The 20460-nt window shown below is 52.5% G+C and carries 22 protein-coding genes; 5 read left to right on the top strand and 17 right to left on the bottom strand.

The window, feature by feature from the left end; all coding sequences use genetic code 11:
- The first annotated feature begins 30 nt into the window (after positions 1 to 30).
- On the top strand, positions 31 to 306 hold the full coding sequence (yjfY, locus tag OGX90_RS14135) for a DUF1471 family protein YjfY (RefSeq protein WP_003025668.1): 276 nt from the start codon (positions 31 to 33) through the stop codon (positions 304 to 306).
- A 131-nt stretch (positions 307 to 437) separates the two neighbouring features.
- On the opposite strand, the gene OGX90_RS14130 is transcribed toward yjfY, so the two are convergent.
- From OGX90_RS14130 to ulaA, 6 genes are read right to left on the bottom strand one after another with little or no spacing between them, the layout of a single operon-like run.
- The gene (locus OGX90_RS14130) at positions 438 to 1124 is read right to left on the bottom strand and encodes an L-ribulose-5-phosphate 4-epimerase (protein ID WP_286624114.1); all 687 of its coding nucleotides are present in this window, start codon (positions 1122 to 1124) and stop codon (positions 438 to 440) included.
- Positions 1124 to 1978, bottom strand: a complete 855-nt coding sequence (locus OGX90_RS14125; RefSeq protein WP_286624112.1) for an L-ribulose-5-phosphate 3-epimerase — start codon at positions 1976 to 1978, stop codon at positions 1124 to 1126. Before OGX90_RS14125 ends, OGX90_RS14130 begins: the two co-directional genes overlap by 1 nt.
- A 9-nt stretch (positions 1979 to 1987) precedes the next feature.
- Positions 1988 to 2638, bottom strand: a complete 651-nt coding sequence (gene ulaD / locus OGX90_RS14120; protein WP_003025660.1) for a 3-keto-L-gulonate-6-phosphate decarboxylase UlaD — start codon at positions 2636 to 2638, stop codon at positions 1988 to 1990.
- Positions 2639 to 2651: 13 nt separating this feature from the next.
- On the bottom strand, positions 2652 to 3119 hold the full coding sequence (gene ulaC / locus OGX90_RS14115; RefSeq protein WP_168978605.1) for a PTS ascorbate transporter subunit IIA: 468 nt from the start codon (positions 3117 to 3119) through the stop codon (positions 2652 to 2654).
- Between the two features lie 10 nt (positions 3120 to 3129).
- Complete coding sequence (ulaB, locus tag OGX90_RS14110) at positions 3130 to 3435, bottom strand: PTS ascorbate transporter subunit IIB (RefSeq protein WP_003025655.1); 306 nt, start codon at positions 3433 to 3435, stop codon at positions 3130 to 3132.
- A gap of 15 nt (positions 3436 to 3450) precedes the next feature.
- Positions 3451 to 4848: a PTS ascorbate transporter subunit IIC gene (ulaA, locus tag OGX90_RS14105; RefSeq protein ID WP_003830456.1), complete on the bottom strand. Its 1398-nt coding sequence runs from the start codon at positions 4846 to 4848 to the stop codon at positions 3451 to 3453.
- Between the two features lie 367 nt (positions 4849 to 5215).
- Here ulaA and ulaG point away from each other — a divergent pair, with 367 nt between their 5' ends.
- Positions 5216 to 6280 (top strand): L-ascorbate 6-phosphate lactonase, encoded by a 1065-nt coding sequence (ulaG, locus tag OGX90_RS14100; RefSeq protein WP_003025649.1) that lies wholly within the window; start codon positions 5216 to 5218, stop codon positions 6278 to 6280.
- Between the two features lie 106 nt (positions 6281 to 6386).
- The gene (gene ulaR, locus OGX90_RS14095; RefSeq protein WP_003025646.1) at positions 6387 to 7142 is read left to right on the top strand and encodes an HTH-type transcriptional regulator UlaR; all 756 of its coding nucleotides are present in this window, start codon (positions 6387 to 6389) and stop codon (positions 7140 to 7142) included.
- Here ulaR and yjfP read toward each other — a convergent pair.
- Entirely contained in the window at positions 7139 to 7888 is a 750-nt protein-coding gene (gene yjfP, locus OGX90_RS14090) for an esterase (protein WP_008786011.1), read from the bottom strand. The genes ulaR and yjfP overlap by 4 nt on opposite strands.
- A 181-nt stretch (positions 7889 to 8069) precedes the next feature.
- Between yjfP and bsmA the strand changes: the two genes are divergently transcribed.
- Both bsmA and yjfN read left to right on the top strand, forming a co-directional pair.
- Positions 8070 to 8399, top strand: coding sequence for a biofilm peroxide resistance protein BsmA (gene bsmA / locus OGX90_RS14085; protein WP_008786010.1), 330 nt, complete (start codon positions 8070 to 8072; stop codon positions 8397 to 8399).
- A 147-nt stretch (positions 8400 to 8546) separates the two neighbouring features.
- Positions 8547 to 8822 (top strand): DUF1471 family protease activator YjfN, encoded by a 276-nt coding sequence (yjfN, locus tag OGX90_RS14080; protein ID WP_079939047.1) that lies wholly within the window; start codon positions 8547 to 8549, stop codon positions 8820 to 8822.
- A gap of 86 nt (positions 8823 to 8908) precedes the next feature.
- Here yjfN and OGX90_RS14075 read toward each other — a convergent pair whose 3' ends face one another.
- From OGX90_RS14075 to hfq, 10 genes are all read right to left on the bottom strand, one after another.
- Positions 8909 to 10531 (bottom strand): isovaleryl-CoA dehydrogenase, encoded by a 1623-nt coding sequence (locus OGX90_RS14075; RefSeq protein ID WP_286624110.1) that lies wholly within the window; start codon positions 10529 to 10531, stop codon positions 8909 to 8911.
- Between the two features lie 120 nt (positions 10532 to 10651).
- On the bottom strand, positions 10652 to 11383 hold the full coding sequence (rlmB, locus tag OGX90_RS14070; protein ID WP_003830482.1) for a 23S rRNA (guanosine(2251)-2'-O)-methyltransferase RlmB: 732 nt from the start codon (positions 11381 to 11383) through the stop codon (positions 10652 to 10654).
- Between the two features lie 72 nt (positions 11384 to 11455).
- Positions 11456 to 13918 carry a ribonuclease R gene (gene rnr, locus OGX90_RS14065; RefSeq protein WP_286624108.1) on the bottom strand — a complete coding sequence of 821 codons (2463 nt, stop codon included), beginning with the start codon at positions 13916 to 13918 and terminating at the stop codon, positions 11456 to 11458.
- Positions 13919 to 13956: 38 nt separating this feature from the next.
- Positions 13957 to 14382 (bottom strand): nitric oxide-sensing transcriptional repressor NsrR, encoded by a 426-nt coding sequence (nsrR, locus tag OGX90_RS14060; RefSeq protein WP_003830485.1) that lies wholly within the window; start codon positions 14380 to 14382, stop codon positions 13957 to 13959.
- A gap of 216 nt (positions 14383 to 14598) precedes the next feature.
- Positions 14599 to 15897 (bottom strand): adenylosuccinate synthase, encoded by a 1299-nt coding sequence (purA, locus tag OGX90_RS14055; RefSeq protein ID WP_003025606.1) that lies wholly within the window; start codon positions 15895 to 15897, stop codon positions 14599 to 14601.
- Positions 15898 to 15999: 102 nt separating this feature from the next.
- On the bottom strand, positions 16000 to 16197 hold the full coding sequence (locus tag OGX90_RS14050; protein WP_286624106.1) for a DUF2065 family protein: 198 nt from the start codon (positions 16195 to 16197) through the stop codon (positions 16000 to 16002).
- 82 nt (positions 16198 to 16279) lie between these two features.
- Complete coding sequence (gene hflC, locus OGX90_RS14045; protein WP_003830491.1) at positions 16280 to 17284, bottom strand: protease modulator HflC; 1005 nt, start codon at positions 17282 to 17284, stop codon at positions 16280 to 16282.
- Positions 17285 to 17286: 2 nt separating this feature from the next.
- A complete protein-coding gene (gene hflK / locus OGX90_RS14040) occupies positions 17287 to 18540 on the bottom strand; it encodes an FtsH protease activity modulator HflK (RefSeq protein WP_008786005.1) in 1254 nt (417 codons plus the stop codon).
- 189 nt (positions 18541 to 18729) lie between these two features.
- Positions 18730 to 20010: a ribosome rescue GTPase HflX gene (gene hflX, locus OGX90_RS14035; RefSeq protein ID WP_003830495.1), complete on the bottom strand. Its 1281-nt coding sequence runs from the start codon at positions 20008 to 20010 to the stop codon at positions 18730 to 18732.
- A gap of 74 nt (positions 20011 to 20084) precedes the next feature.
- Positions 20085 to 20393, bottom strand: coding sequence for an RNA chaperone Hfq (hfq, locus tag OGX90_RS14030; protein ID WP_003025584.1), 309 nt, complete (start codon positions 20391 to 20393; stop codon positions 20085 to 20087).
- Positions 20394 to 20460: the final 67 nt, after the last annotated feature.

The raw sequence follows: 20460 nt of genomic DNA, 5'->3' as shown, positions 1-20460 counted from the left end.
CAACCAGAGACCGCAGTCGAGGAGGTACATATGCGAGCCCGTGTTTTGACCCTTCTGGCTGTGCTTTTGCTCAGTGCAAATGCAACGGCAGCCATCAAAATTGATAACCATCAGGCCAGGAACATGGATGATGTGCAGAGCTTAGGCGTCATTTACATAAATCATAACTTCGCCACTGAAAGTGAAGCCACTCAGGCCCTGAATGAAGAGACCGATGCGCAAGGCGCAACCTACTACCACGTGATCCTCACCAGGGAACCCGGTAGTAACGGAAATATGCACGCCAGTGCAGATATTTATCGTTAACACCAGAAATAACCAACGAGAACATTGCCACAGTTTGACTTGCCCCCTTCACTGGGGGCTTTTTTTGCAAAACAATCCCGAAGCCAGACCGATCTCATCCCCATGAAGAGTTGGCTCCGGAACGTTTTTTCCTACTTCTGCCCGTAATAGGCATTTGGGCCGTGCTTACGCATGAAGTGCTTATTCATCAGATAACTGTCGATAGCGCTGAGTGCCGGATTAATGCCACGCGCAATCCATGCCATTTTTGCCACCTCTTCCATCACCACCGCGTTATGTACCGCGTCATGAGCGTCTTTGCCCCAGGCAAACGGGCCATGCTGGTACACCACTACGCCTGGCGTATGCAAAGGTTCCACCTCCCCCAGCGTTTCAACAATCACCCTGCCGGTATTCAGCTCATACTCATCCTGAACTTCCGCTTCAGTTAACGCCCGGGTGCAGGGGATATCGCCAAAGAAGTAGTCCGCATGCGTCGTGCCTAGCGCAGGAATTGCCAGACCTGCCTGCGCCCATGCCGTCGCGTGGGTTGAGTGGGTATGCACCACGCCGCCAAGAGAGGAATAGCGACGATACAGCGCCAGATGGGTGGCGGTATCGGAAGAAGGACGATAGCGTCCTTCCACCACGTTGCCGTGCAGATCCACAACTACCATGTCGTTCACTGTCATTGTCTGGTAGTCGACGCCGCTGGGCTTAATCACCACCATCCCGCGTTCGCGGTCGATGGCGCTGACATTACCCCAGGTAAACGTCACCAGCCCGTAGCGCGGCAGATCCATATTAGCCTCAAAAACCTGCTGTTTGAGTTTTTGCATTACACCGCCTCCACCAGACCGGCGCTGACCATACGCGCTTTCACCCAGTCGCGCGCCTTCGCCACTTCACGAGCCGGATCGTCCGACGTTTCACTCCACATCTCAATCAGGTATGGCCCGCAATACCCACTCTGTTTGAGCGTCGCAAAACAACGTTCGAAATCGACAACCCCTTCACCAAACGGCACATTTTTGAATACGCCGAGTTTGGTATCTTTCACGTGTACGGCAACGATGTGGCCCATTCCCGCCTGCAGCTCCATCTGCACATCGTTGTCCCACGCCGACAAATTGCCGATATCGGGATACAACTGGAACCACGGATTGTTGAGATAGTGAGCGTATCCCAGCGCCTTACTGATCGAATTCATCAGTGGATAATCCATGATTTCCATCGCCAGCGTCACCTGTGCACGGCTCGCCATCTCTACGCTTTCTTTCAGCCCATCGCGAAACCGACGACGCGTTTCGTTATTGGCCTGCTGGTAATAGACGTCGTAACCGGCCAGTTGAATAACGCGAATACCGATATCCTGCGCAAACTGAATCGCTTTACGCATGATCTCCAGCCCTTGTTCGCGTACCGCATCATCTTCACTGCCCAGCGGGAAACGTCGATGAGCACTCAGGCACATGGACGGCACCCGTATCCCTGTCTCGGCGATAGCGGCCACCAGCGCCAGTCGCTGCTCGCGGTTCCAGTCAAGACGCGCCAGGCGAGCGTCGGTTTCATCAACCGACATTTCGACAAAGTCAAAGCCCAGTTCCTTCGCCAGCTGCAAGCGCTCCAGCCAGCACTCCCCGCCGGGGAGTGCCTTTTCATAAATACCGAGCGGGACCTGTTTCGACAACATAGTCGCTCCTTATCCCCACAGCTGGGCGATAGAACGTTTGAACTGACGGGCCGCTTCCACCGGAGAGGCGGCATCGCGAATGCTGCGACCGGCAATAAATACGTGAATCGGAATTCCCTGGAACAGCGGCAGATCTTCCAACGCCAGACCGCCGGTGACGGTGACTTTAAAGCCCATCTCGGACAGGCGTTTGATCGCGCTGATATCTGCCTCTCCCCACGCCACACCTGCTGCCTGCGCATCACGGCTGCGGTGATACACAACTTGCCCAATGCCCGCGTCACGCCACTCTTGCGCCTGCTCCCAGGTCCAGTAACCCGTCAGTTCAATCTGTACATCACCGTTAAATTCTTTCGCCACCTCCAGTGCCCCCTTGGTGGTGTTGATATCCGCACAGCAGATGACGGTGACCCAGTCAGCGTTGGCTTCGAAACACATGCGGGAGAGGATTTTTCCCGCATCGGCAATTTTGGCGTCCGCCAGCACAATTTTATGCGGGTAAAGCGCCTTTAGATCGCGAACGGCGCGCACGCCCTCTGCCACGCAAAGAATAGTGCCCACCTCAATGATATCGACCTCTTCGGCAATCAGACGCGTCGTTTCATACGCGGAAGACATTGATTGGTTATCCAGCGCAACCTGCAACATAGGTAATGACATTTTGTGTATCCTTTTAAACAGCCGCCGCAGTGGCGTTATCAATTAAATCCAACACTTCCTGCGCGGTGCGACAGGCGCGTAAACGGTCGAAATTGGCTTCGTCATCAAAGAGATTCACGATCTGCATGATGCCCACTTCCTGATGCGTGTTGGCATCAACTGCCGCCATCGTTATCAGAATATCGACCGGGTCGTTATCTTCGTGGTTAAACACCAGCGGCATTTTCAGCGTCACCAGCGCAAAACCGGTTTTCTTAACCCCTTCCTCCGGACGGCCGTGCGGCATTGCCAGGCCTGGCGCAATCACAAAGTACGGGCCAAACTGCTCAACGCCATCAAGGATGGCCTGGTAGTAGCGTGGTTCAACCACATCGGCCTTAACCAACAGATCCACACCAAGCTTTACCGCTTCCTGCCAGGTACTGGCCTCGGCTTGCAAAAGGATGGAATTATTGTCTGCCAGCGAGTCACGTAATTTCATATGCCGCCCCTTACTTCACGTCCTGCGGGAAATGCGCTTTGATCACTTCCAGCAGTTTTGGCCCAAAATCGGCAGGAGACAGCATGTTGCGTACGCCGACGACATATTTATTGCCAGAAACGGTAATCTCACCGGCGATATGCGTAGAAGCGATGATGATATCCGCACCGCTCAGTTCACTTTTGTATTCACCCACGGCGCAGCTGTTTACCGTATGGTCAATATTTGACTGGGTTAAAAACTGGTCCACCTTCATTTTCATGATCATGGAGCTGCCCTGCCCATTGCCACACACAGCCAGAATACGTACGGTCATAATCGGAACTCCTTATTAAGCAGAGTGTTCTGCCAGTTGTTTTTCTGCGTCTTCCTCAGCGCGCAACGTGCGTCCTGCGAAAAACATATAAGCCAGTGCAATCAAAATAATGACGGCCATAAACACGATGCCGATGGAGGCAAAGCCTTGCATCATCGGCGGTGCCAGAATTGACCAGTCCGCCATGCCCATCCAGGCGCTCATACCGGTGAGCTTAACCGCCCAGACGCAGCCGAAGATTTCGATCATCCCCATCACCAGGCAAATCTTGAGCGCCGCGCGCCAGCCGCCAAAGTGGTTAGCAAATACGCCGATAGTGGCGTTCGAGAAGAACATCGGGATAAAGCCAGGGATAATCAGGATGGAAGAGCCGCAAGCAACCAGAATACCTACCGCAATCAGTTGGCCGATGGTGCCCCACATAAAGCCCCAGACCACCGCGTTGGGGGCAAAGCTGTAAATCGCTGCGCAGTCGATAGCCAACACCGCGCCGGGGATCAGACGTTGAGAGATACCGTTGAACGCTTCTGAAAGTTCAGCAACGAACATACGTACGCCCTGGGTGATGATGAAGATAGCGACAGCAAACGAAAAACCGGTTTGCAGGATATAGACCGTCCAGTGGGTTTTACCCGCCATCGCCTGAACCACATCTATGCCGAAAGAGAGCAGGATCGCCCCGAAAAAGATGGTCATCACAATCGCGGTGGAAACGATGTTGTCATGGAAGATATTCAGCCAGCCTGGCAGCTTGAGATCTTCTACGCTCTCCTCTTTCTTACCCAGATACGGCGCGACTTTGTAAGCAATCCAGGAGGCGAACTGCTGCTGGTGACCGATGGAAAAACCACAGCCGTCAGTTACCTCCTGCGTCGGTTTGTACATCATATTGGAGGTAATGCCCCAGTAGAGCGACACCAGCACCGCGGTACAGATGATGGTGGTCCACATCGGGTAACCAAAGATGTAGAAAGAGACAGCAATCAGCCCCGCCTGCTGGAACATGATGTGCCCAGTCAGCATGATGGTTCGAATGCCGGTAATACGCCGTAGCAGTACGTAACAAATGTTCAGCGCCAGCGCTAACAGTACGGCGTACCCTACCCAACTGTAGGCATCACCCATTCGTTCGATGGTTGCCATCATGGAGGCATAGGTATCGGAGATCGCGCCATTGATACCGTAAACCTCAGACATCTTCGCCACCACCGGTTTAAACGTGCTGGTCAGAATGCCCGACCCTGCCTGCAATAACATAAAACCGATAATCGTTTTGATCGTGCCTTTGATAATGACGCTGACACTTTTACGCAACAGGATGTAGCCGAGGCAGGTCACAATACCCAACAGCAACGGTGCATTGGTCATGACCTGATTAAAAAAGACGGTAAAGATGTTGTAGAGGATCTCCATAACGATCTCCAGTAGACGAAGTTGCTGAACATTCATTACAGATGCCCAGGATGTTGTGCCCTCACTCTAATTTTCAAAAGTAATCACAACAAGATTGAATTTGATTAAATGTGATGAAGTACGCAAATAATTCTCTTACTTGCAGAGTGGATTTACTTCAAATTCATATACGCCAAAATAAATTCATTTAAAACAATAAAATACAAAAATACATTTCATATAAACCATCTTGTCACGTTGTAATTTGTTCACATTTTCCCATTCAACACCAAAAATCAGCGCATTGCCTTCTTGAGAAAATGATGTCAGTATCAATCAAAACAAATCATAATTTGATTCAACTTGAACAAACATGAAGGTAATTGCGATGAGTAAAGTAAAAAGCATCACGCGTGAATCATGGATTCTGAGCACATTCCCGGAGTGGGGAAGCTGGCTCAATGAAGAGATCGAGCAGGAACAGGTCGCACCTGGCACTTTCGCTATGTGGTGGCTTGGCTGTACCGGAATTTGGCTAAAGTCTGAAGGCGGAACTAACGTCTGCGTCGATTTCTGGTGCGGTACGGGTAAACAGAGTCACGGTAACCCGCTGATGAAAACCGGTCACCAGATGCAACGCATGGCGGGCGTGAAGAAGCTGCAGCCAAACCTGCGCACCACGCCGTTTGTTCTTGATCCGTTTGCCATTCGTCAGATCGATGCGGTGCTGGCCACGCACGATCATAACGATCACATCGACGTAAATGTTGCAGCAGCCGTCATGCAGAACTGTGCCGACGACGTGCCGTTTATTGGACCGCAGACTTGTGTGGATCTGTGGATCGGTTGGGGTGTACCAAAAGAGCGCTGCATCGTGGTAAAACCTGGCGATGTGGTGAAAGTGAAAGATATTGAAATTCATGCGCTTGATGCGTTTGATCGTACGGCATTGATCACGCTTCCTGCCGATCAAAAAGCGGCAGGCGTGCTGCCGGATGGTATGGATGCCCGCGCCGTAAACTATCTGTTCAAAACGCCGGGCGGTACGCTTTATCACAGCGGTGATTCACACTACTCCAACTACTATGCAAAGCATGGCAATGAGCACCAGATCGACGTTGCGCTCGGATCCTACGGCGAGAACCCACGGGGAATTACGGACAAAATGACCAGTTCCGACATGCTGCGTATGGCGGAGGCCCTGAATACAAAAGTGGTGATCCCTTTCCATCACGATATCTGGTCAAACTTCCAGGCCGATCCTCAGGAGATCCGCGTACTGTGGGAGATGAAAAAGGATCGGCTGAAGTATGGCTTTAAGCCTTTTATCTGGCAGGTGGGTGGCAAGTTCACCTGGCCGCTGGACAAAGATAACTTTGAATATCACTATCCGCGCGGCTTTGACGACTGCTTCACGATTGAACCGGATTTACCGTTTAAATCGTTCTTGTGATCCACACAAAATGCCGGGCCATCCCGGCATTTTTTCCCATTTACTTTAGTATTTCCAGGCTATTTCAAATATCATCTTTTCAAATCAATTTGTATCGGAATAGCTCATGACTGAAGCACAAAGACATCAAATATTGCTGGATATGCTGGCGCAGTTGGGCTTTGTTACCGTTGAGAACGTGATTGAGCGTCTGGGGATTTCACCCGCCACAGCACGCCGGGACATCAACAAACTCGACGAAAGCGGCAAACTCAAGAAAGTCCGCAACGGCGCAGAAGCTATTACCCAGCAGCGACCGCGCTGGACGCCAATGAATCTGCACCAGGCACAGAACCACGATGAAAAAGTTCGCATTGCCAAGGCGGCATCCCAGCTTGTGAATGCGGGTGAAAGCGTGGTGATCAACTGCGGATCGACAGCCTTTCTGCTGGGTCGCGAAATGTGCGGCAAGCCGGTGCAGATCATCACTAATTATCTGCCGCTGGCGAACTATCTGATCGACCAGGAGCATGACAGCGTGATCATCATGGGAGGGCAATATAACAAAAGCCAATCCATCACGCTTAGCCCGCAAGGCAGTGAAAATAGCCTGTATGCCGGGCACTGGATGTTCACCAGTGGCAAAGGGTTGACCGCGGACGGACTGTATAAAACCGATATGCTGACCGCGATGGCCGAGCAGAAGATGCTTAACGTGGTGGGCAAACTGGTGGTACTGGTCGATAGCAGTAAAGTCGGTGAACGTGCGGGAATGCTGTTCAGTCGCGCCGATCAAATCGACATGCTGATTACTGGCAAAAATGCAAACCCTGAGATTCTGCAACAGCTTGAAGCCCAGGGCGTGAGCATTATGCGCGTTTAAAGGTGCTGGCGGAAAAACGTCACTGTTGCGGCCAACGCTTCTGGCGTGATGCGATGTCGTACGCCCGCTTCCCACAGGCAGGTCAGATTGTTGTCCAAACCTGCCTGAATCAGCGCTTGCTGTAAGCGGAAGGTTTCAACAGCGGGTACAACATCATCATCCTGTCCATGCCACAGCAGCAACGGCCTGTCAGCGAGGCGTGGTAACTGATGCGTAACATCCCATTCGGCAAGCGGGGCGATAACGGCATCAAATTCCGCCTGCTGCTCTGGGGTCTGAACCAGTAAAGGGGGAAAAAGCGTCTGCGCAAGCCGGGTAAAATAGCCTGAACCCATCAGGCTGGCTACACATTTAACCTCAGGATGGCGCGCCATTATGCCCAATGCTGTCATTCCCCCCATCGACGCCCCACCGACGGCAAGCCGCTCATCTGAAAGCCAATTTTCCGCCACCAGCGCCGCACGTAACGTCGTAAACTCCTGCATATTTTGCTGCAAAATATGCCAGAAGCGGTGCATTCGCACCTTGGCATCGCTTTTGAAGCGAGCGCCATGGTCGGGCGCATCTGGCATGACGACGCGGAAACCGGCCTGAGCCAGAGCAACGGCAAAATAGCTGTAAACCAGGCTTGAAGAGGTAAACCCGTGATAGAAGATAATACAAGGGAGTGAACATTCGCGTTTGCCAGCCGGAACGGCGTGCAGGACAGGGATACCCGCCAACTGTCGTGTTTCAATTTCGATCATTTGTCGCCTCTTTCTTTCTGGTATGCCATGCAGCAATACTTAACGCAAGCGAATGTGTTCGGCAATGATTCATAATGTTGAGAACTGGGTTACGCTTTCGCAACATTTTCATTCGAAAATCGCGTGAGAGATAACAATTCGGGAACATTCCCCTAAAGGGAAATTAATAAGGCACTACACTATGGCTATCAGGAAACGAGATAGAGTTATGCGTCGGTTTGCCTCTGTGTTGTTGGTTATGTTTTTAAGCGCCTGTAGCGTGCTACAGGGAACGCCGCAACCCGCACCGCCCGTTGCCGACCACCCGCAGGAGATCCGCCGTGACCAGAGTAATGGGTTACAGCGATTAGGGACGGTTAGCGCACTGGTAAGAGGCTCTCCGGATGATGCGCTGGCAGAGATCCGTGCCAAAGCCGCCGCGGCTAAAGCTGATTACTACGTGGTTTTATTAGTGGATGAAACCATCGTGACAGGCCAATGGTATTCACAGGCTATTTTGTATCGTAAATAACATTGGGTTGAAATTTAGTCAGCTTTACATTGCTTTGCGCCCCTATGCGTTTACCTGTGCACAATAAACCAACAGCAGGAAGCTTGAGGTTTATTATCGCGATGGAATGCCCTGCCGTGTGTAGGGGTACGAATAATGGAGCTGACGATGAAACAATCACTTGCCTTATCCTCACTGCTGCTTTCTGCCGGACTGGTAGATACTACGGCGCAGTCTGCCGAGTTCGCCAGTGCTGACTGTGTTACGGGCCTGAATGAAATTGGCCAGATATCTGTCAGTAACATTGCAGGAAATCCGCAGGATGTAGAACGTATAGTCGCGTTAAAAGCGGATGAACAAGGTGCCTCATGGTATCGGATCATTCAAATGTACGAAGATCAGCAGCCCGACAACTGGCGCGTACAGGCCATACTCTATGCTTAACACATTGCCGGATGGCGTAAACTTATCTGACCTACAGTGAACTGTAGACATGATAAGACGCGAAAGCGTCGCCATCAGGCATATTATTACCGTAATCCCCCCGTTGCCCGCAGAAGCAAATCGTTCAGCACCTGCTCAGACAATCGTAGTCCCCCCCGCGTATCAAGCATCATTTGGCACCAGGCCTGCGCCACTGGCGGAGAAGAATAACGCAACACCTGCGCCCCGCAACCGAGCAGGAAAAGCTGCTGTGTAATCTCCCTTCCCATCTCCTCGCTGGGTTTACGTAAACGCTGCTGGAGCTGACGTACCATTCGATCGTAATGTCGATCTTGCCCTTTGACTTCCGCAAAGGCTTCGCTGAGCATATCGTACATGCCGGGTTGTTTGGTCAGTACCCGCAATACATCAAGGCACATAATGTTGCCAGAGCCTTCCCAGATACTGTTTACCGGCATTTCACGATACAAACGCGGCAGCTCGCTCTCCTCGCAATAGCCAATCCCACCCAGCACTTCCATCGCTTCTGCCACAAATGGCATACCGCTTTTGCAAACGGAGAATTTCGCCGCTGGTGTGAACAATCTGGCCCACAGCGCTTCTTTAGCATCAGAACGGCGGTCCCAGGCCCGCGCCAGTCGAAACAGTAACGCCGTTTGACCTTCCAGTTGGAGCGCCATCCGACCTAACACTTGACGCATCATCGGCTGTTCAATCAATGGCTTGCCAAAGACCTGCCGCTGGTGCGCATGGTAAATCGCGACGGAAAAAGCACGCCGCATCATACCGTGACTACCGAGCGCACAGTCAAAACGCGTCATCCCCCCCATTTTCAGGATATGGCGTATACCTTCCCCTTCGTCACCCAATAGCCAGCCAATCGCATCGTGGAATTCAACCTCGCAGCTGGCGTTGGAGCGGTTGCCTAACTTATCTTTCAATCTCTCAAGACGGATAGCATTACGCTGCCCGTCAGGTAAAAATCGCGGCACAAAAAAGCAGGATAATCCCCCCTTAGCCTGGGCCAGCACTAAATGGGCATCGCTTTGCGGCACGGAGAAAAACCACTTATGTCCCACCAGCCGATACGAGCCGTCAGCAAGACGTTCTGCCTGAGTGGTATTGCTCAGCACATCTGAACCACCCTGCTTCTCGGTCATGCCCATGCCAATAAGCAACCCACGCTTTTGCCCACCTGGCAATAAATGCGAGTCATAACGGTCGCTTAGCAGCGGCGTTATCCAGTCATGAAAGGGGGCGGGTAACATTTGAAGTAACAGCGGCGTGGCGGCAAAAGTCATGGTCACCGGACACAACGTACCTGCTTCAACCTGCGCATGCAGCATGAAACGCGCCGCCCGGGCAACAAATGTTCCCTGCCTCGCATCTTCTTCCCAGGCCAGATTATGTACGCGGTTGGCGCACAATCCCTGCATCAGCAAATGCCAGGCAGGATGAAAACGCACATCATCCAGCCGCTGCCCCTGCGGGTCGTAGCGCAACAGTTCAGGTGGAAAAGCATTGGCCAGACGGCCCAGTTCGAGCGACTCGGCAGTCCCTAGCTGCTGACCAATACTGGCGAGAAGATCGCTGTCCCAACCAGCGCCTTCGCGGATAACCGCTTCGCACAGCGCGCCATCGGACAAATATAAGTTACTGTTATTGAGCGGTACAGGTTGGTTAAAAACGGTATGCGTTTGCCAGTGCATTGTGTCTCCCTCCGTCAATGGCCGTCGCTTTAAGTATGGTCAGCCAGACAAGAGAGTGCCTGGGATTCAGGTCACAAAAAAGCCATCCCGAGGGATGGCTTAAGAGACATAGAGAATGAATTAGCCGCGCTGGCGGACGGCTTCAAACAGGCAGATACCCGTCGCAACTGAAACGTTCAATGACGAAACGCTCCCTGCCATCGGGATGCTGATCAGTTCGTCACAGTGTTCACGGGTCAGACGGCGCATACCTTCACCCTCTGCGCCCATCACCAGCGCCAGACGACCGGTCATTTTGCTCTGATAGAGAGTATGGTCGGCTTCACCTGCGGTTCCGACGATCCAGATATTCTCTTCCTGCAGCATACGCATGGTGCGCGCCAGGTTGGTCACGCGGATCAGCGGTACGCTTTCTGCCGCACCACAGGCCACTTTTTTCGCCGTCGCATTCAACTGTGCGGAACGATCCTTCGGTACGATTACAGCATGTACGCCAGCGGCATCGGCGCTACGCAGGCATGCGCCCAGGTTATGCGGATCGGTGACGCCATCGAGGATCAAAAAGAACGGCTGATCGAGCGTAGCAATCAGATCCGGCAGATCGTTTTCCTGATACTGACGGCCCGGCTTCACGCGAGCAATAATCCCCTGATGTACCGCACCCTCGCTTTTCTCATCCAGAAACTGACGGTTAGCCAGTTGAATGACAACACCCTGTGCTTCCAGTGCGTGGATCAGCGGCAGCAGGCGTTTATCTTCACGACCTTTGAGAATAAAGACGTCCTGGAAGCGCTCAGGCGCACGTTCCAGCAGGGCCTGCACCGCATGGATGCCGTAAATCATTTCACTCATGAATGTACTCGTTAATAGTTTATGCGTAACGCCGGGCAACGCGAAGGTTGCCCGACTTACAGTCTATGGCTGTTATTGTGCGACTTTCTTTTTCGCCGCACGTTTAGCTTTAGTGGCGGCAGCAATTTTAAGCGTTTTTACCGAGGGCTTTTTCGCTTTTTTATCGCCTTTCTTCTCAGCCGCATTCTTATCCGCCTGAGGTTTGGCTCTGCCTTTCTTCTCGCCGCGGAAAGCGCTGTCCGGCTCGAAATTCACCTTTTTGCCCATCTGACGACGTTTACCGGTATTTTTACCCGCATCGCCTTTTTTGGCTTTTTCGCGGGCGGTTTTACCTTCATTACGCGGCGCACGTTCGCTGGAGATCAAGCTGAAGTCGATCTTACGCTCGTCCATGTTGACTGCTTCCACGCGAACTTCCACGCGATCGCCAAGGCGATACATCTGGCCGCTGGATTCCCCCGTCAGGCGCTGCCCAACCTGGTCGAAACGATAGTAGTCGTTATCCAGAGAGGAGACATGCACCAGACCGTCGATAAACAGTTCATCAAGACGGACAAAGAAACCAAATCCGGTCACGCTGGCAATCACGCCTTTGAAGACATTACCCACCTGGTCCAGCATGAAGTCGCACTTCAGCCAGTCAGAGACATCGCGCGTAGCTTCATCAGCACGGCGCTCGGCCATCGAACAGTGCTGACCCAGTTGCAGCATCTCTTCCATCGAATAATGGTAGCCACCGGTTTCCGTGGTGTTGCCCTTATGGCCCTGCTCCTGCGCCAGCAGATACTTAATCGCCCGGTGCAAGGAGAGATCCGGGTAACGACGGATCGGTGAAGTAAAGTGTGCATAAGATTGCAGCGCCAGGCCAAAGTGACCACGGTTTTCCGGATCGTAAATCGCCTGCTTCATCGAACGCAGCAGCATGGTTTGCAGCATTTCTGCGTCAGGACGGTCAGCAATCGACTCCAGCAGTTCAGCGTAATCACGCGGCTCAGGTTTGTTACCACCAGGCAGCTCCAGCCCCAGCTCTGCCAGGACGGAACGGAACGAGTTAATCGCTTCGGTCGTCGGCTTATCGTGAATACGGAACAGTGCTGGCTCTTTGGCTTTCTCAACGAATCGCGCCGCTGAGATGTTCGCCATGATCATGCACTCTTCAATCAGCTTGTGTGCGTCGTTACGCTGCGTCTGCTCGATACGCTCAATACGGCGTTCAGCATTGAAGATAAACTTAGCCTCTTCACTTTCAAACGAGATACCGCCACGCTCTTCACGGGCTTTATCCAGCACTTTGTAGAGGTTATGCAACTCTTCAATGTGTTTAACCAGCGGTGCATACTGCTCACGCAGCTCCTGGTCGCCCTGCAGCATGTGCCAGACCTTGGTGTAGGTCAGACGTGCGTGGGAGCTCATGACCGCTTCGTAGAATTTAAAGCCAGTTAAGCGGCCTTTCGACGAAATGGTCATTTCACAGACCATACACAACCGGTCCACCTGCGGGTTGAGTGAACACAATCCGTTAGACAGCACTTCCGGCAGCATCGGAACTACCTGCGACGGGAAGTAAACGGATGTGCCACGGCTACGCGCTTCCTGGTCCAGCGGAGTCGGCGGGCGAACGTAATAGCTTACGTCAGCAATCGCCACCCATAAACGCCAACCACCGCCGCGTTTCTTCTCGCAATAAACCGCATCGTCGAAGTCGCGCGCATCTTCGCCATCGATAGTCACCAGCGGCAGGGAGCGCAGATCGACACGTCCTACTTTCGCCTCTTCCGGCACTTCTTCTTTCAGCCCGGCGACCTGTTTCTCAACCGCCTGAGGCCAGATATATGGGATTTCATGAGTACGCAGGGCCATATCCACGGCCATGCTGGTTCCCATGTTATCGCCCAGCACTTCAACAATTTTGCCCACCGCTTTGGTGCGGCGAGTCGGACGCTGGGTCAGTTCAACGACGACCACAAAGCCCATACGAGCGCCCATTACCTCTTCCGGCGGGATCAGAATATCGAAGCTCAGGCGGCTGTCGTCTGGGACGACAAACCCAACACCAGCGTCGGTGAAGTAGCGACCGACAATCTGGCTGGTTTTCGGCACCAGTACGCGCACAATACGCGCTTCGCGGCGACCTTTACGGTCCGCGCCCAACGGCTGCGCCAGCACCTGATCGCCATGAATGCAGGTTTTCATCTGCTCGCTGGACAGATACAGGTCATCTTTGCGGCCTTCAACGCGCAGAAAGCCGTAGCCATCACGGTGGCCAATAACGGTACCTTTCAGCAGGTCGAGACGCTCCGGCAGCGCATAGCACTGACGACGGGTGAAGACCAGTTGTCCGTCACGCTCCATCGCGCGCAGGCGACGACGCAGCGCTTCTTGCTGCTCTTCACCTTCAATATTGAGTTCAGCGGCCAGCTCATCGCGGTTGGCCGGCTTTTCACGTTTAGTTAAATGTTCGAGGATAAATTCCCGGCTCGGGATAGGATTCGCGTATTTTTCTGCTTCGCGTTCCTGGAAAGGATCTTGTGACATGTCGGTTCCTCCGTCATCATCGCTGCTGGCGGGAGTCGTTACTCCACCAGCAATAATTTATAAAGCGGTTGATTCTTTTCAACCAAATCAGCAAGTGTGTAGTTGTCCAGTTCCGTGAGAAAACTTTGCACTGCTTTAGAAAGCGCCTGTTTGAGTCGACAGGCCGGGGTAATGTGGCAAAACTCGCTGCTACAGTTGACCAACGATAAGGGTTCCAGCTCGCGAACCACATCACCAATACCAATATCCTTAGCGGGTTTACCCAGGCGGATACCGCCATTTTTTCCTCGAATAGCAGTAACAAAGCCCGCCCGGCTAAGTTGATTGATTATTTTGACCATATGATTACGGGACACGCCGTAGACTTCTGTCACCTCAGAAATACTGGTCATACGTCCTTCGGGAAGTGACGCCATGTAGATTAGCGCACGTAATCCGTAATCGGTGAAACTTGTTAACTGCACATCAACCTCAGGAAAAGGGATAAAACGGATAAACCTGGTAGTATTAATTACATTGATGATAAACCAGCCACCAGCCAGGTCGCTAATTTATTTCAGTTCGGGAAGGAAAAAAGCGAGGAACTTACGTGATTTTAAGCCGGATTCTGATGCAAAGCACCTTATCCGGCCTAAATTAGTGCAAGCGCAGCGCCGTTTGACGCTACGCTATAACCAGAATTATGCGTCGAACGGGTCGCGCAGGATCATGGTTTCAGTACGGTCTGGGCCAGTTGAGATAATATCAATCGGCACACCGGTCAGTTCTTCAATACGCTTGATGTAGTTCAGCGCTGCCTGCGGCAGACCGCTACGTTCCTTCACGCCGAAGGTGGATTCAGACCAACCCGGCATGGTTTCGTAAATCGGCTCGATACCTTTCCAGTCGTCAGCTGCCAGCGGAGTAGTCGTTACTTCGCGGCCATCCGGCATACGGTAAGCAACACAGATTTTCACCTCTTTCAAACCGTCCAGTACGTCCAGTTTGGTCAGGCAGAAGCCAGACAGGGAGTTAATCTGTACTGCACGGCGTACAGCAACGGAATCCAGCCAACCGGTACGACGACGACGACCGGTGGTCGCGCCATACTCGTTACCTTGTTTGCACAGGAACTCGCCAACGTCATCAAACAGCTCTGTCGGGAACGGACCCGCACCTACACGAGTAGAGTAAGCTTTGATGATACCCAGAACGTAGTCCACATAACGTGGGCCCAGGCCGGAGCCGGTTGCCACGCCACCTGCGGTGGTGTTGGAGGACGTTACGTACGGATAGGTACCGTGGTCGATATCCAGCAGCGTACCCTGCGCACCTTCAAACATGACGAAATCGCCACGCTTACGCGCCTGGTCCAGCAGATCGGAAACATCAACAACCATTGAGGTCAGGATGTCGGCGATAGCCATCACATCATCCAGCACTTTCTGGTAGTCAACTGCTTCAACTTTATAGAAATTCACCAGCTGGAAGTTGTGATATTCCATCACTTCTTTCAGTTTTTCAGCGAAAGTTGCTTTATCAAACAGATCGCCAACACGCAGACCGCGACGAGCTACTTTGTCTTCATAAGCCGGACCGATACCACGACCGGTAGTACCGATCGCTTTCTCGCCACGCGCTTTCTCACGAGCGTTATCCAACGCAACGTGATAATCAAGGATCAGCGGACAAGCTTCAGACAGCAGCAGGCGCTCGCGAACCGGGATACCACGATCTTCCAGTCCTTTCATTTCTTTCATCAGCGCGGACGGAGACAGAACAACACCGTTACCGATGATGCTGATTACGTTTTCGCGAAGAATGCCTGATGGAATAAGATGGAGGACGGTTTTTTCACCGTTGATTACGAGAGTATGGCCTGCGTTGTGACCACCCTGGTAGCGCACAACATATTTAGCCCGTTCAGTCAGAAGATCGACGATCTTCCCTTTACCTTCGTCACCCCATTGGGTGCCCAGTACGACGACGTTGTTACCCATTTTTCAAAATCACCGTTTGCTTAAAAATGGATTCTACCACCGCTTTTTCAGATATACAGCACTTTTTGCATGCGAAAATCCGCAAATTAGTCTACTTATTGATCAGCCAATCGTTTTCCTCAACATGTAGTAGACCACAACGCCCGCAACCACAAGACCTCCACCAAAACGACGCAAAATATTTCCGGGAAGTTGCGCCATTGCAGAGATCATTTTCTTCCATGCGCTGGGATAAAGCATCGGACCCAGCCCTTCCAGCACCAAAACCAGCGCGAGCGCCAGCAAAATTGTTGAATTCATCCATCGCCCTTATATAAAAAGAAAACCACCGCATCCCTGGAGATGCCGGTGGTTTTGCTGCTTTAAAACCGCTGAAACGCGATTAGCGTGTCGCGGTATTTGGTGTCTTCATGTAGCGGAAGAAATCGCTGTCCGGGCTCATGACCATTACGTCCTGATTCCCTTCAAAGCTCTTCTCGTAAGCACGCAGGCTACGGATGAAGGCGTAGAAGTCCGGATCCTGACTGAACGCATCGGCAAACAGCTTAGCGGCTTCTGCATCGCCTTCACCGCGCATAATACGGCCCTGACGCTCAGATTCTGCCAGCGTTTTAGTGACTTCATAGTCAGCCGTTGCACGCAGTTTTTCCGCCTCTTCCTGGCCTTGTGAACGATGGCGACGCGCTACCGCTTCACGCTCAGCGCGCATACGGTTGTAGATAGCCTCGGACACTTCAGCAGGCAGGTTGATTTGCTTAATACGCACGTCAACCACTTCGATGCCTAATGCCGCCATACTGTTCGGGTTGATGACCGGTACTTTACCGTTCGTTTCAGCCTGAACACGTTCAGCCGCTTCGGCAATCGCGCTATCTGCTGCCGGAGTCGCCACTTCATCTTCCGTGCCAGCAGAACCGGAGTTCAGCGCGTCACGAACTTCCAGGGTCAAACGACCGCGGGAATCGGTAACGATGTCCTTCACGTCCAGACGACCAATTTCAGAACGCAGACGGTCAGAGAACTTACGTTTCAGCAGGACTTCCGCCTGAGAAACATCGCCACCGCCCGTTGCCAGGTAGTAACGGCTAAAGTCACTGATGCGCCACTTGATGTAGGAGTCAACGATCAGGTCTTTCTTCTCTTTGGTAACAAAGCGATCGGCCTGGTTGTCCATGGTCTGAATACGCGCATCCAGCATCTTCACAGATTCAATAAACGGAATCTTGAAGTGCAGGCCAGGTGCTACGACCAGCGGCTTGTTTTCATCGTCACGCAGAACTTTACCAAAGCGCAGAGTAATACCGCGCTCGCCTTCTTTGACCACAAAGACAGACATGAACAGAACTACCAGAACGATGATGATAATCGCAATAACTGACTTACGCATCGTTATTCCCCCTGACGCTGGTAGTCGTTACGCTGCGCATTCGCGCGGCGTTGGTCCATAATATCGCCCTGACTGGTGGACGATGTGTTGCTTGCTCCAGTGCTGGAAGTCGTTGCTGGCGGCAGACGCAGCAGGTTTGAACTGCTGTCAGTCTTTGCTGCTGGCGCACTACCACCTTTCAGCATTTGATCCAGCGGCAGAACCATCAAATTGCTGCCTTTATCGTTAACCAGGACTTTGCGGGTATTGCTCAGCACTTTTTCCATGGTTTCGATATACAGACGCTCGCGGGTAATTTGCGGTGCGGCTTTATATTCCGGCAGAATTTTTGCGAAGCGAGCCACTTCACCCTGTGCTTCCAGGATTGTCTGAGTCTTATACGCACGCGCTTCTTCCAGAATACGCTGCGCCTGACCGTTTGCACGCGGCTGAACTTCGTTGGTGTACGCTTCCGCTTCACGGATGTACTGCTGTTCGTTTTCACGTGCTGCGATAGCATCGTCAAACGCGGCTTTTACTTCTTCCGGCGGACGTGCAGCCTGGAAGTTGACGTCCAACAGAGTGATACCCATGTTGTACGGACGGATCGTTTCTTCCAGTTCACGTTGGGTATCGCTACGAATAACGGTACGACCTTCGGTCAGGATACGGTCCATGGTGTATTTACCGATAACCCCACGCAGGGCACTGTCGGTAGCCTGACGCAGACTGTCATCCGCGCTGGTTACGCTAAACAGGTAACGCTGCGGATCGGTCACGCGGTACTGTACGTTCATTTCGACGCGCACGACGTTTTCGTCAGAGGTCAGCATGACGCCGGATGCGGCAAGTTCACGCACGGCTTCAACGTTGACCGGTGTCACTTCGTCGACAAAGGTCGGTTTCCAGTTCAGACCCGGTTCAACCAAATGGCTGAATTTACCGAAGCGTGTCACCACGCCGCGTTCCGCTTCTTTAATGGTATAGAAACCGCTGGCCGCCCAGATAATGACGATAGCGGCCGCTGCGATAGTAAAGACTCGACCGCCCAGTTGCGGACGCGGGCCTTGCGATGAACTACCGCCGCCAGAGCCAGTACCTTTACCGCCACCCAGACCACCGAGCTTTTTACTCAGTTTGCGGAAGATATCGTCCAGATCGGGAGGTCCCTGCTCGCGACCACCTTTGTTTCCATTTCCCTCAGGGTTGCCGCCAGGTTTGCTGCTTCCCCAGGGGTCGCGGTCTTGTCCGTTATTACCGGGCTGATTCCACGCCATTTTTGTGCTCCATATTTGTTATGCGATGCTATACCTGCGTCTTTTGTGCTGCCGTTGCGTTGGCTGCGTCCCTCAACGCCAGTCACATAGTTGACTATGCTCCTGGAGATTTCAGGACTTGCCGCCTTCCTGCCGCACAAAATCCACAAGGTATAGAGGCGAAAAAATCTTCAGGCCATATCCGTCAGATCAGACAACATAGTCTTCCAGTGCCGGTTCTTGTTTACAGAGGCGACGCCAGTCTACGATCGGCATACGAACCTGCAGACCTACGCTGCCGTCCTCCTCCATCCACTCTTTTTCTATTGCCTGAAGTTGATAAAACCGGCTTCTCAAACGCCCTTCCTGCGGCGGCAAACGCAACGTATGCTGCGCCACCTCACCGGAAAGTCGCTCAGTCAAAGCCTGAAAAAGTTGTGGTATACCAATCCCCGTTTGCGCTGATACCCAAACGCGAATGGGTTTATTCTCTTCATCTCTGTCGATACGCGGCTCAAAGTCATCCAACATATCGATTTTATTCATCACCAGCAGGGTCGGGATCTCATGCGCATCGATCTCTTCGAGCACCGTGTCGACGGCCTCAATGTTTTCCTGCACACGAAAATCTGCTGCATCAATAACGTGCAGCAACAATGTCGCCTGACGTGTTTCCTGCAAGGTGGCCTTAAACGCCGCCACCAGGTCGTGCGGCAAATGACGGATAAATCCTACGGTATCCGCCAGCACGGTCTCACCCACGTCCGCCACGTCTATTCTGCGCAGCGTCGGGTCCAGAGTCGCAAACAGCTGATCCGCTGCGTAGACCTGGGCTTCGGTGATCTGGTTGAACAGGGTGGATTTTCCGGCGTTGGTATATCCCACCAGTGATACGGTTGGGACATCCGCTTTCTTGCGCGACTGTCGCCCCTGCTCACGTTGCTTTTCAACTTTTTCCAGGCGCGACTGTATCTGCAAAATGCGATTACGCAGCAAACGACGGTCGGTTTCGAGCTGGGTTTCACCCGGACCGCGCAAACCAATCCCGCCCTTTTGCCGTTCAAGGTGAGTCCAGCCACGGACCAGACGCGTAGCCATATGGCGCAACTGCGCCAGCTCAACCTGCAACTTACCCTCATGGGTTCGCGCACGCTGGGCAAAAATATCTAAAATGAGACCAGTCCTGTCGATAACAAGACACTGGCACAACTGTTCCAGGTTACGTTCCTGGGCAGGGCTTAGAGCATGATCAAAAATCACCACCGCAGCGCCAGTCGCTTTTACGGCTTCGGCAATTTCGATTGCCTTACCTTCACCAACAAAATACTTCGGGTGCGGTGCTTTACGGCTCCCGGTAATCACCTGCATTGCTTCGACACCGGCGGAAGAAACCAGAGATTCAAACTCCTGGAGGTCTTCCATATCTTTGTCTTGCGAAAAATAGATGTGTACCAGTACCGCCTGCTCACCGGCATCATAACGGTCAAACAAGCGTCAACCCCTTAATATAAATCAACGGGGAACACAGGATCGCTGGCTCCCCGTATGTAAAACAGCTAATAACCTTATTCGGTTTCTTCGCTGTCCTGTTGCGCAGATGAACCTTGCGCGTTGCTACCGTGATGGTAGTTGCTGCCTGTGCCGCCGGTGGCATTATTGCTGTGATGAGAAACCGGACGAGACGGGACAACAGTAGAAATCGCGTGCTTATAAACCATCTGGCTGACCGTGTTTTTCAACAGGATCACGAACTGATCAAAAGACTCGATTTGACCTTGCAGCTTAATACCATTCACCAAATAAATAGAAACTGGAACACGTTCCCGACGCAGTGCGTTCAGGAACGGATCTTGTAAAGATTGCCCCTTAGCCATTCTCTCTTTTCCTTATATGCTTATTTGTACTTTGAACCTTTCGATTCTGAAAAATTGCGCACGATAC

The sequence above is a fragment of the Citrobacter sp. Cpo012 genome, from assembly GCF_030333015.1.
GTDB lineage: Bacteria > Pseudomonadota > Gammaproteobacteria > Enterobacterales > Enterobacteriaceae > Citrobacter > Citrobacter portucalensis.
The sequence above is the reverse complement of the archived record's forward strand: the minus strand, read 5'-3'. Positions and strand labels throughout refer to the sequence as shown.

Coding starts and splice junctions, on each gene's coding strand:
- yjfY (WP_003025668.1), top strand. CDS start 31: ATGCGAGCCCGTGTTTTGACCCTTCTGGCTGTGCTTTTGCTCAGTGCA.
- OGX90_RS14130 (WP_286624114.1), bottom strand. CDS start 1,124: ATGCAAAAACTCAAACAGCAGGTTTTTGAGGCTAATATGGATCTGCCG.
- OGX90_RS14125 (WP_286624112.1), bottom strand. CDS start 1,978: ATGTTGTCGAAACAGGTCCCGCTCGGTATTTATGAAAAGGCACTCCCC.
- ulaD (WP_003025660.1), bottom strand. CDS start 2,638: ATGTCATTACCTATGTTGCAGGTTGCGCTGGATAACCAATCAATGTCT.
- ulaC (WP_168978605.1), bottom strand. CDS start 3,119: ATGAAATTACGTGACTCGCTGGCAGACAATAATTCCATCCTTTTGCAA.
- ulaB (WP_003025655.1), bottom strand. CDS start 3,435: ATGACCGTACGTATTCTGGCTGTGTGTGGCAATGGGCAGGGCAGCTCC.
- ulaA (WP_003830456.1), bottom strand. CDS start 4,848: ATGGAGATCCTCTACAACATCTTTACCGTCTTTTTTAATCAGGTCATG.
- ulaG (WP_003025649.1), top strand. CDS start 5,216: ATGAGTAAAGTAAAAAGCATCACGCGTGAATCATGGATTCTGAGCACA.
- ulaR (WP_003025646.1), top strand. CDS start 6,387: ATGACTGAAGCACAAAGACATCAAATATTGCTGGATATGCTGGCGCAG.
- yjfP (WP_008786011.1), bottom strand. CDS start 7,888: ATGATCGAAATTGAAACACGACAGTTGGCGGGTATCCCTGTCCTGCAC.
- bsmA (WP_008786010.1), top strand. CDS start 8,070: ATGGCTATCAGGAAACGAGATAGAGTTATGCGTCGGTTTGCCTCTGTG.
- yjfN (WP_079939047.1), top strand. CDS start 8,547: ATGAAACAATCACTTGCCTTATCCTCACTGCTGCTTTCTGCCGGACTG.
- OGX90_RS14075 (WP_286624110.1), bottom strand. CDS start 10,531: ATGCACTGGCAAACGCATACCGTTTTTAACCAACCTGTACCGCTCAAT.
- rlmB (WP_003830482.1), bottom strand. CDS start 11,383: ATGAGTGAAATGATTTACGGCATCCATGCGGTGCAGGCCCTGCTGGAA.
- rnr (WP_286624108.1), bottom strand. CDS start 13,918: ATGTCACAAGATCCTTTCCAGGAACGCGAAGCAGAAAAATACGCGAAT.
- purA (WP_003025606.1), bottom strand. CDS start 15,897: ATGGGTAACAACGTCGTCGTACTGGGCACCCAATGGGGTGACGAAGGT.
- OGX90_RS14050 (WP_286624106.1), bottom strand. CDS start 16,197: ATGAATTCAACAATTTTGCTGGCGCTCGCGCTGGTTTTGGTGCTGGAA.
- hflC (WP_003830491.1), bottom strand. CDS start 17,284: ATGCGTAAGTCAGTTATTGCGATTATCATCATCGTTCTGGTAGTTCTG.
- hflK (WP_008786005.1), bottom strand. CDS start 18,540: ATGGCGTGGAATCAGCCCGGTAATAACGGACAAGACCGCGACCCCTGG.
- hfq (WP_003025584.1), bottom strand. CDS start 20,393: ATGGCTAAGGGGCAATCTTTACAAGATCCGTTCCTGAACGCACTGCGT.